Genomic DNA, 17,113 nt, shown 5'->3' with positions numbered 1-17,113 from the left:
TGCGATGGAATTTGTTGCACATCCGAGAGACCTTCCGTTAGACATTACGCTAATAGAAGATCAGCCCTTTCCTCAAATTACTGAAGATAGAGCTGGGTTTGTCGGTATCACATATGTCACCCTTCGTCCTTTTGACAATGGACGCTCGGTAAGAATTACATTGGAAGAGATTGACCCAAACTTTTGCGTGTCTGGCCGTATCGTTTGGTGCAATAAAGAGACTGACGGCTATCGTATTGCCATTGAATTCCCAACCAAAGAAGAGTGTTACTGTGTTCGCATGATCGAGCAGCTCTCTCAGATAGAACATTACCGACGCCAAGCTAAAATCGAAGGCCGACGACTCAACTACAATGAAGCCGCCGCTGAATGGATACAAAAATTCGCTGCCAGCTTTCCTGCGTTTACTATTTAATTTTTCTCTTCTAGAAGACACGATTCAATAAGACACTATGACAACAACACTTTCTCAGCGTGATATCGATATCATCACCGCACAGCTCGGACGTACTCCAAGCGGCATTAGCGCCATTGCACATTATTCACCTAACGGTATTCCTCAAGTATTAGAAATGGAAACTTGGGTTTTCGAGCAACCATTTCCTACTCTTTATTGGCTTTCCAGCAAGGCTATCGACAAAGCTTTGGCAAAAATAGAAAGCCATGGTGTTGTAAAAGAGCTTGAACAGCGCATAAAAGACGACGAAATATTACGAGAAGCACATCATGCTTCTCACCGCGATTACATCGCAAGGCGTTGGGAAGTCATGAGCGCTGAGCACAAAGCTATTATTGAAGAAAAAGGCTTCAAGCCTTTATTTGATAAGCTGGGAATTGGCGGCATTGCAAATTGGGATCAAGTTCGATGCCTACATATGCAATATGCTCATCATTTGGCAGGTAACAATGTTATTGGTCGTATTCTCGACGAAGAATATGGCATGAAAGCCATCGCTGACGCTGAATAACTTCAATTAAAAAACGCACATAAAAAAGGGGAACGACCTATCATGTCACTCCCCTTTTTGTAAGTACGAAGCTTAAAGCAAGGATTTATTTCAAGCTCTTTAGAGTAGCTCTTAATTCTTCTGCAGTTGTTACCTTTGGCAAGACTTCACGGATACGATTGAACGCAGCCTGAGCAACAGCAGCACGCTGTGCATAAGTAGTTAATGCACCACCAGTCCAACCTGCCAACTTAACCATTTCATTTTTGAAATGATTACCACCAACACCATGCCCGCCTAGCGACATCAATGCATCTTCGATCTCTAAATAGCTTGGACGCTCACCACCAAACTTCATAAAATCATCTTGCTGTACTTCGGCAAACTGTTTCGACATTCTCTAAACCCTTTGTGAATAAACATCCTTTGTTAAAGTTAGCCATATTTGCCTTATCACACAAGACAAAGCATGTATCAAATCGTAAAAAGCTAGTCTCGAGTGCGAACACGATCCACGGCTTTTTGCCAACCTTGATACAACTTATCACCTGTGCCTTCTGCCATTGTGGGTTCAAAACATTTATCTGCTTTCCACAAGGCTTCAACCTCATTAAGAGACTGATAAAGACCAATCTGCAAACCCGCCAAAAATGCAGCGCCCAATGCTGTCGTTTCTGTGACGCAAGGACGTTCCACCGTAATTTCTAACAAATCACTTAAGAACTGCACCATCACATCATTTATTACCATTCCACCATCGACACGTAAAGAGCTAAATGTTGCGCCATCTTGTGCCATGGCACCTACTAGGTCTTTTGTCTGATAACACACAGAACGCAAACCAGCGCTAACGATATCCGCAACACTAGTATCACGCGTTAATCCAATCATAGCGCCACGGGCATCTGGATCCCAATATGGTGCACCCAAGCCAGTAAAGGCTGGCACTAAATAAACAGAATCATCATTCAATGCTTGCTGCGCGAGACTTTGTGTTTCCTTGGCATCAGAAAATAGCTTCAAGCCATCTCGCAACCATTGAATCGCCGCACCAGCCACAAAGATACTACCTTCAAGCGCATACGTGACTTTTCCGTTTAAACGATAACCTACAGTCGTAAGTAGCTTATGTTCAGATCGAATAGCTTTATCGCCAGTATTCAAAATCATGAAACAGCCAGTACCATAAGTACTTTTCACCATACCCGGCGTAAAACATGCTTGCCCAACTAAGGCGGCTTGCTGATCACCAGCAACACCATTCACAGGAATTTCAGCCCCCAACCAAGAAGCATCAATAACACCAAAGTCTGCGCTACAGTCCAACACTTCAGGGAACAATACATCACCGATTCCTAGCAGCTCGATCAGTTCGTCATCCCATTCTTGAGTATGAATGTTGAATGCCATAGTACGAGCCGCATTGGTCGCATCAGTTTTATGAGATTTTCCGTTAGTTAATCGCCACAATAAAAAACTGTCGACCGTACCAAAAGCCAAACGCCCTGCTTGGGCTTTTTCACGCGCACCATCAACATTATCTAAAATCCAACGAATTTTGGTGGCAGAAAAATATGGATCGATTAATAATCCGGTCTTTTCTTGTACTTTTTCACCTAAACCTTTATCGCTTAATGACTGACAGAATCCACTAGTACGTCTATCTTGCCAAACAATCGCGTTATAAACCGGCTTGCCTGTTTCGGTATCCCATAAAATGGTAGTTTCACGTTGATTAGTGATACCTATGGTTGCTATCGCTTGCGCATCGATGCCTGTATCCTTGAGAACAGAGCGACACACAGCTAAAGTAGATGACCATATATCCTCTGGATCGTGCTCAACCCAGCCATCATCAGGGAAAATTTGCGGAAACTCTTGTTGAGATTGGCCAACACGAGTGCCTTTTTCATCAAATAAAATAGCCCGAGAACTGGTGGTGCCTTGATCAATAGCAAGAATATAATGCGTCATGGTGAATTCTCTTTGAAATCACAGCCACTCAAAAGTAAGCGACTTAATTGTTGTTTTGTTTTTTGAACATGAATATTCAAATACGAATATTCTCTATTAAAAACCAATGCGCACTCATTTAGCAAGCCTCGCTTAACAAGTAATGTCTTTTATCAGGAGAAGAAAACAATATGGGCCAACTCTCTCGCCAAGACAATATTGTCGCCATAGTGAAAGAAAAGGGTTATGTGACCATCGATGAACTGGCCAGCCAATTCGCCGTTACACCGCAAACCATTCGTCGCGATATTAATGAGCTGGCTAAAGCTGGGCAAATACGCCGACACCATGGTGGAGCAAGCTACGACTCCAGTACTACCAATGTGGCTTATGCCACTCGACAAATTTTGCAACTTCCAGCAAAAGAAAAAATAGCCAAACGAATCGCTGCAGAAATCCCCAATCATGCTTCCTTGTTTATCAACATTGGCACCACAACCGAAACCGTTGCACGGGAGTTGTTGAATCATCAAGGCCTGCAAGTTATAACCAATAACCTTAACGTTGCCGCCATTTTAAGCGGAAAAGAAGACTTTACTGTTATTATTGCAGGCGGTACCGTTCGTGCTCGAGACGGTGGTGTTATGGGTGAAGCCACTATAGACTTCATCAATCAATTCCGTGTGGACTTTGGCATCATAGGTATCAGTGGTATTGATCCTAACGATGGCTCACTATTGGATTACGATTACCAAGAGGTTCGAGTAGCTCAAAGTATTATCAATAATTCTCGTACCGTTTTTCTGGCTGCTGACAGCGCGAAGTTCGGTCGTAATGCTGTCGTTAGATTAGGCAACATAACCCAAGTCGACAGGTTGTTTACTGACGAACAACCACCAAAAGCCATTATGAAATTGATGAAAGAACATAAAGTTCGATTAGAACTTTGCACGCCTAAGTAATCCTTAGGCGTCGCACCACGCCTCAAATTCAACGCAATAAACAGCCATTTCGACTCTTCTTCAGACCAAAAAAAGATTAAATATTCACCAAAACTTCACAAAGCGTTATTGTCATAATAGGTTTAGAGGTTTAATATCGAAAACAAATGTTCATTTTCGAACATAAACATTCGTATTTTAATCGTGAGGCTTAGCATGAATCACTCCCATTTTGACCTATTTGTTGTTGGCGGCGGCATTAACGGCACTGGAATAGCCGCCGATGCAGCAGGACGAGGCCTAGATGTTGGCCTTTGTGAAATGGGAGATTTGGCTCATGCCACGTCATCATCGAGCAGCAAGTTAATCCACGGCGGTTTACGCTATTTAGAGCATTACGAGTTTCGCCTAGTAAAAGAAGCCCTAACAGAACGCGAAGTATTACTCAAAGTCGCGCCTCATCTTGTCACACCAATGCGCTTTCAAATGCCTCATAGACCGCACCTACGTCCAGCTTGGCTGATACGTATTGGCTTATTTCTATATGACAACTTAGGTAAACGCGAAACACTGTTAGGCTCTAAAGGCGTCAAATACGGCGCAGACAGCCCATTAAAAGATGATATTACACAAGGTTTCGAATACTCAGATTGCTGGGTGGACGATGCACGCTTGGTAGTGACCAATGCACTGAGCGCTCAACAAAATGGCGCTTCTATTTTTGCTCGCACTCGCTGCACTTCTGCTAAACGTATCGACAACCAATGGCATATCTGTCTAGAAGATCAAATCACCAAAGAAACTCATGAAATAACAGCCAAAGCCTTGGTAAACGCAGCGGGCCCTTGGGTGTCTTCGTTCATAGAAACGAAACTAGAACAAAAAGCCCCTTACGGCATTCGTATGATCAAAGGCAGCCATATTGTTGTGCCAAAACTGTATCAACACTCCAACGCCTTCATTATGCAAAACACCGACAAGCGTATCGTTTTTGCAATCCCTTACCGCGAACACTACACATTGTTAGGTACAACTGATGTCGAATACAAAGGTGACCCGAACGATGTTGCTATTTCAGAAAATGAAACGCAGTACATATTGAAAGTGGCAAACGATCATTTCAAAAAGGCACTCACGCCTACGGATGTTGTCTGGAGCTATTCTGGCGTAAGACCGTTGTTAGAAGACGAGTCTTCTGATCCGTCTGCCGTGACTCGTGACTACACACTGCACCTTGACGACCAAAATCATAAGGCACCGTTGCTAAGTATTTTTGGCGGGAAGATCACTACCTACCGTAAACTAGCGTTGTCTGCGATGAAGAAGCTTACGCCCTACTTTGATAGCCTTGGAGACGAATGGACTCATAGCAAACCGTTGCCAGGCGGTGACTTAGGCATGTCTCTAGATGGTTTTGCAATGAAGTTACAGCAAGATTATCCCTTTATAGGTGCACAGCTTGCTCATAGATTTGCTAATAGCTACGGCTCACTAGCCCACATATTATTAAATAAAACCAATTCAGAGAGCGATCTTGGCCAACACTTCGGTAATCAGCTCTATCAAGTGGAAGTGGATTATTTGATCAACCATGAATGGGCTCATTCGGCAGAAGACATTCTTTGGCGCCGCACTAAACTTGGCCTTGAATTCACACCAGATCAAGTAAACGCACTTGAAAGCTACATACAGACCAAAATTTAATCTAGCCCAATAGAAAACTCGATAATTACTACTCTTTAGCCTGTCCAAACGATTGTTTGGACAGGCTTTTTTTGATCTACTAAAAAGCATCAAGCCCGCACCTAACAGGAACCTAAACTCAATGGACTTTGTTTTTTTCGATATCTCTATTTGGATCTACCTTGCTCTCTTTGCTGCCGCTTTTTTTGCAGGTGTCATTGATGCTATTGCAGGCGGTGGTGGTTTAATTACTGTGCCGGTTTTATTAGCGGCAGGGCTGTCACCAGCCGAAGCACTTGCTACCAATAAATTACAAGGTTGCGCAGGGACAGTCTCAGCGTCTTACCACTTCATAAAAAAAGGCCAAGTGAAGCTGTCTGATATGTGGCTCCCCATTTTGATGACAGCCATCGGCGCTATCTGCGGCACACTATTAGTCTCTTATTTAGACAGTAGCCTACTGCTAAAAGCCGTTCCAATTATCTTAATCGCGGTAGCCATTTTCTTTTTCTTCTTACCCAAGGTTCAGCCTTACATTGCCAGTAAATTTTCACTTACTCATATACAGTTTGCAGTGATTATCGGCACTAGTATTGGTTTTTATGATGGCTTGATTGGACCAGGAACAGGCGCTTTCTTTTCTACTGCTTATTTGTGTTTGATGGGGCTCACGGTTGTTTCAGCAACGGCTCATACAAAAGTACTCAACGCGACCAGTAACCTAGCCTCTTTGGCCATGTTTGCCTTTAGCGGTCACCTTATTTGGGCATTAGGTATTGTGATGGGAATTGGACAATGGTTTGGCGCGCAAATTGGCTCACGCCTCGTCATCACCAAAGGTGCGAAACTTATTCGCCCAATGGTGATTATTATGTGCTTGGCAATTTCGATTAAATTACTATTAGATAACTAATTTTCATGAAATCAGATCATCGGGCGTCGTCAAAGCATCCTCTTGTGAGTATTCGTAGCACTGCGCTACTAACCAACTAAGCAACTGCTGAACTGGCTCTCGTTGACGCTGCATTTCAGGACACACAAACAAATACGCATGCCCTTCATCCAATATTTCCGCAAACGGCATTATCAATCGCCCATGCTGAATATCATCCATGACTAAAGGCGTTCTACCTAAAGCAACACCTTGCCCAGCAATAGCGGCCTGCACGGCAAGATCGCCTCGGTTAAAACTGATACCACGAGAAGGTTTAATACCTTTTGCATTAGCGAGTAGCAGCCATTTTTCCCATTCCGCGTAAGGGCTAGAAAAACGCCATTCAGAGTCATCATTTAATAAAGGCACTTGTGCTAATTGACTAGGTTCAGCTAACGATCTCAGCTCTGCAAATGCGGGACTACAAACTGGAAACACCTTATCTTTCATCAAAGGAACAATATGCCCTTTTGAGCTATGGACATGACTATGCACTATCGCCACATCAATTCTGTCGCGCTGAAAGTTCACCTCTCTATCATTAGCCTGAATACGAAGCTGTAAATCAGGGTAAGCTTCTTGCAAACTACCTAATCGAGGAATCAACCACTTGGTTGCAAAGGACGGCATAACAGAAACCGACAAAATATTAGACGTTTCTTCTTCCTGTAATTCTAGAACCAAGTCATTAATTTCAGTAAAACTATGATTCAACTGCACGGCCAAACGCGCACCCGCCACCGTCAACTCAAGACGTCGATGATAACGGACAAACAAAGTCAGCTTTAAACGCTCTTCTAACTGCCGAATTTGCTGGCTCACAGCGCCTTGTGTAAGGTGCATTTCTTGCGCGGCTTTTGTAAAACTCAAATGTCTTGCCGCGATGGCAAAGGTACCTAACCCTGCTAATGGAACAGACTTCATAAAACAATCACCATAAGACGATCTCAGCTACTGCAAAATTTAAAAAACGCAAAATCAAAAAAAGAATGAAAATAAGCCAAAAACAGCGAAAAGCGTATAACCAACTATAGATAAATACATATAAAACAACAATTTAACAAAAATAGACTCTCATTTTTTAATAACAAAGACTGCATTTATTAAATAGATCGGGTATTTTGCATTAATTTGTCTAATCCAACAAATCAATTTATATCGTTTGTAACACACAAGCAAAAATATAAAATATTCGCATCTCTTAGGTTGAACAGCGACCTAATATTTATCGATACAGCCCTAACTGTATTGCCTCTAAAACTTGTCCCACAGTCATGTTTTAGATGAATATCACCATTCCCCACAGGATGATGTTATTCGCAACTGCTAGTTACTTTTGTTGAAGCCGGACCTTGTCCGGCTTTTTTTTTGCTTAAAATCTCAAATTACACAGAGTTAAAGCAAAAAAAAACGGCGACCCAAAGGGTCGCCGTTAAATAACAAACACGTAATGTGTCCGGTCATTTCTTAAGCTGCTTTTGCTTTACTCTCAAGCAATTCAACCTTGGTAAAATTTGCCTGTGCAAGTTTCTCCATCAAACGCACAACCTGACAGCTGTAGCCGTATTCGTTATCATACCAAACATATAGAGTCGCTTGATTACCACGAACTTTCGTAGACAAGGAATCTAGAATGCCTGCTTGCTGAGAGCCAATAAAGTCGGAGCTAACCGCATCACATTCTTCACTGTAACCAATCTGACCTGTTAATTCAGCGCTATTTGATGCAGATTTTAACAACTGGTTAATGGCTTCAACCGACGCTGCAGACTTCAAATTCAGACTCAAAACAGCGATAGAAACGTTGATAACAGGAACTCGGATTGCGCTGCCACTCAACTTACCTTCTAAAGAAGGAATCGCTTTTGATACTGCTTTTGCTGCACCCGTTTCAGTCATTACCATGTTCATGCCCGCAGCACGACCACGGCGATCACCTTTATGGATATTATCGATTAGGTTTTGGTCATTCGTGTAAGCATGAACAGTTTCTACATGACCAGACTCAATGCCGAATGTTTTTTCTAGTACTGACAAAATAGGTGTAATCGCGTTTGTCGTACAAGAGGCAGCAGAAACAATACGATCAGCGTCTGTTACATCATTATCGTTTACACCAAAAACGATGTTTTTCATTTCTTTACCAGGAGCCGTTAGGACAACACGCTCAATGCCTGGACGATTCAAGTGAACACTCAAACCGTCATGATCGCGCCAGCGCCCTGTGTTATCAACAAGCAAAGCGTTGTTAATACCATGGGCTTGGTAATCAACTTCAGCAGGATCAGAAGCATAAATCACTTTAACTGGCGAACCATTGATGATCAGAGCTTGATTCTCTTCATCCACTTTTACTAAACCGTCATATACACCATGAACAGAATCGTACTTCAGCAAGCTAGCACGTTTAGAAAGGTCGTTGTCGCACGCTTTACGTACCACAATCGCTGCCAATGCCATGCCTGGAGTGGTATGACCAAGTGTACACATACGACGTGCGAGCAAACGACCAATACGACCAAATCCGTATAAGACAACCGGCGTTTCAGTACCATCATTTGGCTGAGCAGCCAATACAGATTCAACATCCGCTTCAGCAATCAAAGACTCTAGTTCTACAACGGTATGAGCGGTATCACTTGCCAACACTTGCTCTAACACTTGATAAACTTGGACAAGGTCTAATTCAGGATGCTGATCAAACGCAGCCATTAACCCAGTTACAGAATCCGCCATCAAGGTGTTTCCTGCCAACTGAACTTTTACCGCTTTTTCACGACCAAGTTTACCTAAAAGAGGAATCATAGATTCTGCTTGTGAAAGTGCTTGTAACCAAGTGCTTGTCATTTTCTGCCCCCGAAAAAAGACTCTGTTGTATCAATATGAGCGCAGTCTAACGGCAGATCAGGACAAAAACAAATTGTAAGAAGACTACAAAAAACCTTTAAAATCGGGCATTTAGAGTATTTTTTTATAGAAATAACGAAATAAAAAAGAAGGTCTAGAAACTTTACTACATAATCACACAAATACTCGAAGGATCTACGTAAATAGCATGATTATGTTGTAATTTGGCAACGAAACCTGACAGGAAATTTCATGAATTATTTTATAAATGACGCTTTCTTTCAGCTAAAACGCCCAAAAGACAGAAGCAAAATACAATCAGCGCTGGACGATAAACCAAATCCACTCGGGTAATCCCCCAATAAACTAATGGCTGGCCCCATAAGGTTAAGAGCCCATAACCAAAAGTACACATCAAAATAAACGCTATTACTCGAGCAAGAAACACCCAAGAAGATACCAAGTTTTTAAGAAAGCCATTCACCTTATCCCCATAAACTACCAAGCAGGTCGCTACCAAAGCTAAAGAGATATCCTGAAGATAAGGCTGGAGAAAGTGCGCAAAACGAAGATTGAGATCAAGAATAAACATAAATAATTAACTACACGATAAACAAACTAGAGGATTATTGATTTTTACGAGACAAGGCCTCAACATCAATTTGGCCAGAACGAGTCGCCAATTTTGGATTTTCATCAACGTACATAAGAGATACGTCATAAGTCGTATTATGAAGCTCAATCATGGTGCCATCTTGAAACAACCATTTTGAACGTCCAATACCATTATTAAGAAAACCTTCACTAGGCTTACCGTATTTTCGCGCAAGCAACTCCCCTAGCGCCTTACGCTTTTCACTGCTCTCCACAACCCCAGATAACAGCGCCTGACGAACATAGCCCGACCCGTTTGAATAAATTGTCGCACTGGTTACACCCAAAATACCTTCAGGCCCTAAACTATAACTTACTACACCATCTTTATAAGATGGATAGCTATGCATCCCCATACTATTAAGCTGCATCTCTAGCCGAGATACGCTTAAATCATTCAATGGCAAACCAAACAATTCCGCTATATTAGAGCGCGCAGGAGCGCTACTCTCTTCAGCCTTAGCTAACGTCGCAGCCCCCATGGAAAGACCAAAAATAAATATAATCAACGCTGAGGCAACTTTAGTAGGCATTAATCCTTCCTTTGAGATGTCATGCACTAGTTTGACGGGCAAAAATGATCAAACCTGATATATAATACAACATTATAAACTCCTTAAACTCAAGGAGCATCAAAACTTTATTTTCTGAGGTAATACATGGCTCTTGTTATTGGCATCACAGGCGTTTCCGGCAGCGGAAAAAGCCGACTTTGTTCTTTATTAGCGGAAGGTCAAGGTGACAAAATCACCGTCCTATGCCAAGACAGTTTCTACAATGGATGCGGCAGTATTGATCCAGACGTTTATAACTTTGACGATCTAAGCTCACTAGATATTGAAAGCCTCACTCTAGCGATTCATAACTGCAAAAACCGCCAGCAGCCTAATGAAATTCCAGTTTACGATCATTCGCAACACAGACGCATTGGCTACCGCAATCTAGATCCAACACATGTCGTTCTCGTGGAAGGTCACATGATGTTCCAGGATCCAGGTATTCGCGATGCGGTTGATTACCTTCTATATGTCGATACCGATATGGACATTGCCATTGTGCGACGCTTGAAACGCGACATTGCAGAACGCGGACGTGACGTCAATGAAGTCACCAGCCGCTACATGCGTCATGTACGTCAAGCATCACTCAAAACCATCGATATTCGTAACAAAGCAGATTTCATTATTCCGAACAATAAAAGCTTCACCAATGCCGCGGGTTTATTACGCAACCACATTGATTACTTACTAAAAGAAAAAGGCGCCAAATAGGCGCCTTTTTCTTTTATATTGCCGAAACAACAAGGTTTTATTTCTTAATATCGTCAAAGAAGCGCTTCACACCATCAAACCAGCTTTTCTGCTTAGGTGAATGATCAGTTCCTTCACCCATACTTTCAGCCAATTCAGTGAACAATTCTTTTTGGCGAGAAGTCAGATTTACTGGCGTTTCAACAACAACCTTGCAAATCAAATCACCTACTGGACCGCCACGAACAGGCTTCACACCTTTATTACGCAGGCGGAACAACTTGCCAGACTGACATTCTGCAGTCACTTTCAAACGCACACGACCATCTAGGGTCGGCACATCAATTTCGCCACCTAATGCCGCTGTTGTGAAGCTAATTGGCACTTCACAATAGAGGTTAGCGCCATCGCGCTCAAAAATGCTGTGCGGTTTAACAGAGACTTGAACAAACAAATCGCCCGCTGGACCGCCATGAGTTCCTGCCTCACCCTCACCAGACAAACGAATACGATCGCCTGTATCTACGCCAGCAGGAATTTTTACATTAAGCGTTTTGTATTCTTGAACACGACCTTGGCCATGACAATCTCTACAAGGATCACTGATCACTTGACCAGCACCGTGACATTCTGGACAAGCCTGCTGAACTGAGAAGAAGCCTTGTGACATACGTACTTGACCAGCACCGCCACAGGTTCCACATGTCTTAGGTGTTGAACCTTTCTTAGCACCAGAGCCATCACAGGTATTACAGTTCACCAAAGTTGGAATGCGGATTTTTTCTTCACATCCCCAAACGGCTTGCTCAAGGTCAAGCTCTAAAGTGTAACGTAAATCGGAACCGCGACGAGTTCGGCTTTGACCGCCACCACCACCGCCAAAAATATCACCGAATACATCACCAAAAATATCACTAAAACCACCAGCTCCAGCACCGCCGCCATAGCCACCTGCTTGACCATTTACGCCGTCATGACCGAATCGGTCGTAGGCTGCGCGCTTGTCATCAGAAGACAGTATTTCATAGGCTTCAGCCAGCTCTTTGAATTTATCGAGTGCTTCTGGATTGTCTGGGTTCTTATCTGGGTGGTACTTATTCGCCAAAGAACGATAAGCTTTTTTAATGTCTTTCTTATCCGCGTCTTTGGCCACCCCAAGAACGTCGTAATAGTCTCTTTTGCTCATCGCAAGCATTCCTGAATTGAAAAGTCTGAATTAAAAAGTCTAAATCTAAAAAAACTAAATTTTAAAAATCGTCAATCTTATATTTTGCAAATAGCAAAGCACGGTCTAAAACCGTGCTCGCTATAAACAACCCCATTATTAATGGGCAAATAAGTGCTTAGCGCTTATTTTTTATCTTCTTTCACTTCCTCGAATTCTGCGTCAACCGCATCATCCTGAGATTTAGCTTGCTCACCTTCAGCTGGTTGTGCACCAGCAGCGTCAGCTTCTGCATACATCTTCTGAGCCAAAGTACCAGATGCTTGAGTCAACGCATTGGTTTTCTCTTCAATCTTCTCTTTGTCGTTAGACGTTAGCGCTTCTTCAAGTTCAGTGATCGCAGTTTCAATCGCTTCTTTCTCTTCAGCCGTTGCTTTATCGCCAGCATCAGTCAAGGTTTTACGAGTTGCGTGGATCATGCCGTCAGCAGTGTTGCGAACCTGTACAAGCTCTTCGAACTTACGGTCTTCTTCCGCATTCGCTTCAGCGTCTTGAACCATTTTTTCAACTTCTTCATCGCTCAAACCAGAAGAAGATTTGATAACGATAGATTGTTCTTTACCAGTCGCCTTGTCTTTCGCAGACACACTCAAGATACCGTTGGCATCAATGTCAAAGCTTACTTCGATTTGTGGCACACCACGTGGAGCTGGTGGAATGTCAGCCAAGTCGAAACGACCTAGAGATTTGTTCTGAGACGCTTGTTTACGCTCACCCTGCAATGCGTGGATAGTTACCGCATTTTGATTGTCTTCTGCTGTAGAGAAAGTCTGAGATTTCTTAGTAGGAATCGTCGTGTTTTTCTCGATCAATGCTGTCATAACACCACCCATTGTCTCGATACCTAGAGACAGTGGAGTAACGTCTAGAAGAAGAACGTCTTTCACATCACCAGAAAGTACCGCACCTTGGATAGACGCACCGATTGCGACCGCTTCATCTGGGTTCACGTCTTTACGTGGCTCTTTACCGAAGAATTCAGTTACTTTCGCTTGAACTAGTGGCATACGAGTCTGACCGCCGACCAAGATAACTTCGTCGATATCAGAAGCAGTCAAATCAGCATCTTTCAATGCTTGACGGCAAGGCTCAAGAGATTTCAATACTAGCTCTTCAACCAAAGACTCCAACTTAGAACGAGTCAATTTTACGTTCAAGTGTTTAGGCCCAGTCGCATCTGCAGTGATGTAAGGCAAGTTAACTTCTGTTTGAGAAGAAGAAGACAACTCAACTTTCGCTTTCTCACCGGCTTCTTTCAAACGTTGTAGCGCTAGTGGATCATTGTGTAGATCGATGCCAGACTGTTTTTTGAATTCAGCTGCCAAGTATTCGATAACACGCATATCGAAATCTTCACCACCTAGGAAAGTATCACCGTTTGTAGACAATACTTCGAATTGTTTCTCGCCATCTACGTCAGCGATTTCGATGATAGAAATATCGAATGTACCACCACCAAGGTCATAAACCGCGATAGTAGAGTCGCCAGAGCTCTTGTCTAGGCCGTAAGCCAAGGCAGCCGCTGTTGGCTCGTTGATAATACGCTTAACTTCTAGACCAGCGATTTTACCCGCATCTTTCGTTGCTTGACGCTGAGAGTCGTTGAAGTAAGCAGGAACAGTAATAACCGCTTCTGTTACTTTCTCGCCTAGGTAGTCTTCTGCTGTTTTCTTCATTTTCTTAAGAACTTCAGCAGAGATTTGTGGTGGCGCTTTTTTGTCGCCTTTTACTTCTACCCACGCATCGCCATTATCTGCAGCAATAATTTTGTAAGGCACCATAGAGATGTCTTTTTGAACCACGTCGTCTTTAAATTTACGACCGATCAAACGCTTAACCGCGAACAAAGTATTTGTTGGGTTTGTTACCGCTTGACGTTTAGCTGATTGACCAACCAGTACTTCGCCATCTTCCGCAAATGCGACAATGGAAGGTGTGGTGCGATCACCTTCAGCGTTTTCAATAACGCGAGCTTTTTCGCCATCCAATACGGCAACACAAGAGTTCGTTGTACCTAAGTCAATACCAATGATTCTACCCATGGTTTGTATCTCCAATAAATTCGTTTATGACGATGATAATTCTGTATTTGGGTACGCTTAAAAGTATTTCAAGCGTCCAGTGTCAAAAAAATGACAGTATTTTTTAAGCTGCGCTTGAAACCACTACCATTGCAGGACGTAATAAGCGGCCATTAATGGTGTAACCCTTCTGCACAACATCCATAACGGTGTTCGCTTCTAGTTCAGGGTTTGGCACCATAGTGATGGCTTGATGCAACTCAGGGTTGAATGGTTCGCCATGTGGATCAACCACTTTCACCTCAAAACGAGCCAAAGTCTCAAGCAAATCTTTTAGCGTTAGCTCAACACCTTCACGTACAGGGTCAGATTCACCTGTGTCTGGCGCAGAAGCCAAAGCACGCTCTAGATTGTCCGCCACGTTCACAATGGATTTAGCAAACTTTTCTAAACCAAATTTGTGCGCTTTCTCGACATCTTGTTCTGCACGACGACGTACGTTTTGAGCGTCTGCATGAGCGCGAAGTGCCGCTTCTTTATACTGAGCGACTTCTTCCAATGCTTTTGCAAGCTCATCATTTGCAGTAACTTCTTCTAAAGTCTCTACTTCAGGCTCTAAAAGTTCTTCTACTGTTTCGTTTTGCGTTTCGCTTTTCAAATCATGCTCCGCGTCTAGATTAGGATTTTTTTGCTGCTCACTCATTTTCAACTCCAAATAACAGAAACAATGCTTCCTATGTGCAGGGTATATGGGGTCAGCTTTTGACCTTTCAACACTAAAGCCGCATTAATTTCATGGGAATTAAATTTACTAACTAGACTTGTCAAAAAACAACCAAGTACTGTATAAATAACCATATAAATATTTTCTCTTTCTTGGAGCACTCTATGCTGACCAGCATCGCTATTTCCAACTTCGCCATTGTTGAATCTCTAGAATTAGAATTCAAAAAAGGCATGACCGTGATTTCAGGTGAAACAGGGGCAGGTAAATCCATCATGGTGGATGCCTTGTCACTTTGTTTAGGTGATCGTACCGATGCCGCTGTCGTAAGACATGGGCAAAAAAGAGCCGACATCAGCGCCAGCTTCGATATTCAACACTATCCACACGTACACAAATGGCTGGAAGAAAGAGACCTAGAACACGATCAACATTGCATATTGCGCCGTGTTATCAGCAAAGAAGGTCGCTCCAAGGCTTACATCAATGGTCGCCCTTGCACATTAAGCGATCTAAAAGACGTTGGCAGTCAGCTGGTTGATATCCACGGACAGCACGAACACCAATCGTTACTTAAAAAGAACGCCCAAAGACAACAACTCGACGAGTATGGACGTCTGACTGACTTGAGTAAAAAAGTCAGTCAGCAATATTCAATATGGCGACAACTCAAAGAAGAACTGTCTGCTCAGCAGAATCGCTCCTCGGAACAAGATGCCAAGATACAACTACTGTCTTACCAAGCACAAGAGCTACAACAGCTTGATCTAAAAGAAGGCGAAATCGAAGAGTTAGAAAACGAGCAAGCTTTCTTGTCGAACATTGCCGACTCACAATTTAAAGCCTATCAAGCCAGCGGCATTTTGATCGACAGCGACGAAGGCAATGTTTGCTCTTTATTACACCAAGCAATCAATAGCGCTAGCCAAATTCGTCCAGCCACCAAAGAATTGGAAAATGCATTAGAAATGATGAATGTCGCTTTAATACAGGCACAGGAAGCAGCCGACAGCCTACATCATTATCAAGACACGCTAGAACAAAATCCCGAGCGCCTCATGGATATAGAGCAACGCTTATCGGACATTTATGACACGGCTCGCAAGCACCGAACCTTGCCAGAAGGCCTTTTATCCTTACGAGAGAGTGTCGAAGCAGAACTAGACAGCTTACAAGGTAGTGAAGAAAGCCTAGAGTCACTAAAAGAAAAAGAAGAGCAAGCCTATGAAAAACTCACCGCGCTTGCCACCACATTGACAGAAAAGCGCATTACCGCCAAAGATGAGCTAGCGCAGAAAGTCGAAGAACAAATACATGGATTGGGCATGCCACATGCGCGCTTCTTTATTCAATGTCAGCCACTTACACAAGTCTCGGCAAATGGTTTTGAAGACATCGAATACATGATCGCTTCCAACCCAGGACAACCCGCTCAGCCATTACGTAAAGTCGCCTCAGGTGGTGAGTTGTCACGTATTAGTTTAGGTATTCAAGTAGTGACCGCTCACACATCAATTATCCCAACATTGGTGTTTGATGAAGTAGACGTAGGCATCAGCGGTGGTATCGCGGAAGTCGTTGGTCGTATGCTGCGCTCTGTGGGCAAACGAGGCCAAGTCTTTTGCGTTACTCACCTTGCGCAAGTGGCAGCTCAAGGCAATCAGCATCTACGAGTCAGTAAACTGGTTGAAGATGAAGCAACCTCCTCTCAGGTCGAGCTACTTAAGGATCAAGATCGAACACAAGAAATTGCACGCCTACTCGGTGGATTAGAACTGACTGAGCAAACCCTAGCTCATGCTCGTGAAATGCTTGGCAACGTTCAACTGCAATAGCATTATAGTAAAAATGGCATCGTCAAAACATTGCCACCAGAAGTAAAAATAAAAAAAGGGCCTAAATTCTGCGATTTAGGCCCTTCCCATCCATTCCCC

General features: G+C 43.1%; 16 protein-coding genes. 7 read left to right on the top strand and 9 right to left on the bottom strand.

Annotated elements, in window-relative coordinates:
* Positions 1 to 4 precede the first annotated feature (4 nt).
* Entirely contained in the window at positions 5 to 415 is a 411-nt protein-coding gene (locus tag KPL72_RS16520) for a PilZ domain-containing protein (protein WP_212916608.1), read from the top strand.
* A gap of 37 nt (positions 416 to 452) precedes the next feature.
* A complete protein-coding gene (locus tag KPL72_RS16515) occupies positions 453 to 968 on the top strand; it encodes a DUF501 domain-containing protein (protein WP_219703770.1) in 516 nt (171 codons plus the stop codon).
* A gap of 85 nt (positions 969 to 1,053) precedes the next feature.
* Here the strand turns inward: KPL72_RS16515 and KPL72_RS16510 are convergent, their stop codons facing one another.
* Both KPL72_RS16510 and glpK read right to left on the bottom strand, forming a co-directional pair.
* Positions 1,054 to 1,344: a hypothetical protein gene (locus KPL72_RS16510; RefSeq protein ID WP_212916610.1), complete on the bottom strand. Its 291-nt coding sequence runs from the start codon at positions 1,342 to 1,344 to the stop codon at positions 1,054 to 1,056.
* A 92-nt stretch (positions 1,345 to 1,436) separates the two neighbouring features.
* A complete protein-coding gene (gene glpK / locus KPL72_RS16505) occupies positions 1,437 to 2,921 on the bottom strand; it encodes a glycerol kinase GlpK (RefSeq protein ID WP_212916611.1) in 1,485 nt (494 codons plus the stop codon).
* 170 nt (positions 2,922 to 3,091) lie between these two features.
* On the opposite strand from glpK, the gene KPL72_RS16500 reads away from it, so the two are divergent.
* The 3 genes from KPL72_RS16500 (at position 3,092) to KPL72_RS16490 (ending at position 6,437) form a co-directional block, all read left to right on the top strand.
* Positions 3,092 to 3,862: a DeoR/GlpR family transcriptional regulator gene (locus KPL72_RS16500; RefSeq protein ID WP_212916612.1), complete on the top strand. Its 771-nt coding sequence runs from the start codon at positions 3,092 to 3,094 to the stop codon at positions 3,860 to 3,862.
* Positions 3,863 to 4,057: 195 nt separating this feature from the next.
* Positions 4,058 to 5,545: a glycerol-3-phosphate dehydrogenase gene (gene glpD, locus KPL72_RS16495; RefSeq protein WP_219703769.1), complete on the top strand. Its 1,488-nt coding sequence runs from the start codon at positions 4,058 to 4,060 to the stop codon at positions 5,543 to 5,545.
* Between the two features lie 121 nt (positions 5,546 to 5,666).
* On the top strand, positions 5,667 to 6,437 hold the full coding sequence (locus tag KPL72_RS16490; RefSeq protein ID WP_219703768.1) for a TSUP family transporter: 771 nt from the start codon (positions 5,667 to 5,669) through the stop codon (positions 6,435 to 6,437).
* Positions 6,438 to 6,440: 3 nt separating this feature from the next.
* Here KPL72_RS16490 and gcvA read toward each other — a convergent pair whose 3' ends face one another.
* From gcvA to KPL72_RS16470, 4 genes are all read right to left on the bottom strand, one after another.
* Positions 6,441 to 7,382, bottom strand: a complete 942-nt coding sequence (gene gcvA / locus KPL72_RS16485; protein WP_219703767.1) for a transcriptional regulator GcvA — start codon at positions 7,380 to 7,382, stop codon at positions 6,441 to 6,443.
* Between the two features lie 543 nt (positions 7,383 to 7,925).
* Positions 7,926 to 9,305 (bottom strand): glyceraldehyde-3-phosphate dehydrogenase, encoded by a 1,380-nt coding sequence (locus KPL72_RS16480; protein ID WP_212916616.1) that lies wholly within the window; start codon positions 9,303 to 9,305, stop codon positions 7,926 to 7,928.
* A gap of 262 nt (positions 9,306 to 9,567) precedes the next feature.
* A complete protein-coding gene (locus tag KPL72_RS16475) occupies positions 9,568 to 9,897 on the bottom strand; it encodes a DUF3392 family protein (protein ID WP_212916617.1) in 330 nt (109 codons plus the stop codon).
* A 34-nt stretch (positions 9,898 to 9,931) separates the two neighbouring features.
* Positions 9,932 to 10,492: a uridine kinase gene (locus KPL72_RS16470; RefSeq protein WP_219703766.1), complete on the bottom strand. Its 561-nt coding sequence runs from the start codon at positions 10,490 to 10,492 to the stop codon at positions 9,932 to 9,934.
* A gap of 126 nt (positions 10,493 to 10,618) precedes the next feature.
* Between KPL72_RS16470 and KPL72_RS16465 the strand changes: the two genes are divergently transcribed.
* Positions 10,619 to 11,230, top strand: coding sequence for a uridine kinase family protein (locus tag KPL72_RS16465; protein WP_219703765.1), 612 nt, complete (start codon positions 10,619 to 10,621; stop codon positions 11,228 to 11,230).
* 37 nt (positions 11,231 to 11,267) lie between these two features.
* On the opposite strand, the gene dnaJ is transcribed toward KPL72_RS16465, so the two are convergent.
* The 3 genes from dnaJ to grpE all read right to left on the bottom strand — a co-directional run bounded on the left by dnaJ (position 11,268) and on the right by grpE (position 15,158).
* Positions 11,268 to 12,395: a molecular chaperone DnaJ gene (gene dnaJ / locus KPL72_RS16460; RefSeq protein WP_072840194.1), complete on the bottom strand. Its 1,128-nt coding sequence runs from the start codon at positions 12,393 to 12,395 to the stop codon at positions 11,268 to 11,270.
* Between the two features lie 164 nt (positions 12,396 to 12,559).
* Positions 12,560 to 14,476 (bottom strand): molecular chaperone DnaK, encoded by a 1,917-nt coding sequence (gene dnaK / locus KPL72_RS16455; RefSeq protein ID WP_212916620.1) that lies wholly within the window; start codon positions 14,474 to 14,476, stop codon positions 12,560 to 12,562.
* A 103-nt stretch (positions 14,477 to 14,579) separates the two neighbouring features.
* Positions 14,580 to 15,158 carry a nucleotide exchange factor GrpE gene (gene grpE / locus KPL72_RS16450; RefSeq protein ID WP_212916621.1) on the bottom strand — a complete coding sequence of 193 codons (579 nt, stop codon included), beginning with the start codon at positions 15,156 to 15,158 and terminating at the stop codon, positions 14,580 to 14,582.
* 185 nt (positions 15,159 to 15,343) lie between these two features.
* Between grpE and recN the strand changes: the two genes are divergently transcribed.
* A complete protein-coding gene (gene recN, locus KPL72_RS16445) occupies positions 15,344 to 17,014 on the top strand; it encodes a DNA repair protein RecN (protein ID WP_219703764.1) in 1,671 nt (556 codons plus the stop codon).
* Positions 17,015 to 17,113: the final 99 nt, after the last annotated feature.

The sequence above is a fragment of the Marinomonas lutimaris genome, from assembly GCF_019426345.1.
Lineage (GTDB): Bacteria > Pseudomonadota > Gammaproteobacteria > Pseudomonadales > Marinomonadaceae > Marinomonas > Marinomonas lutimaris.
Note: the sequence above shows the minus strand (reverse complement) of the source record. Positions and strands in the feature narration are given on the sequence as shown.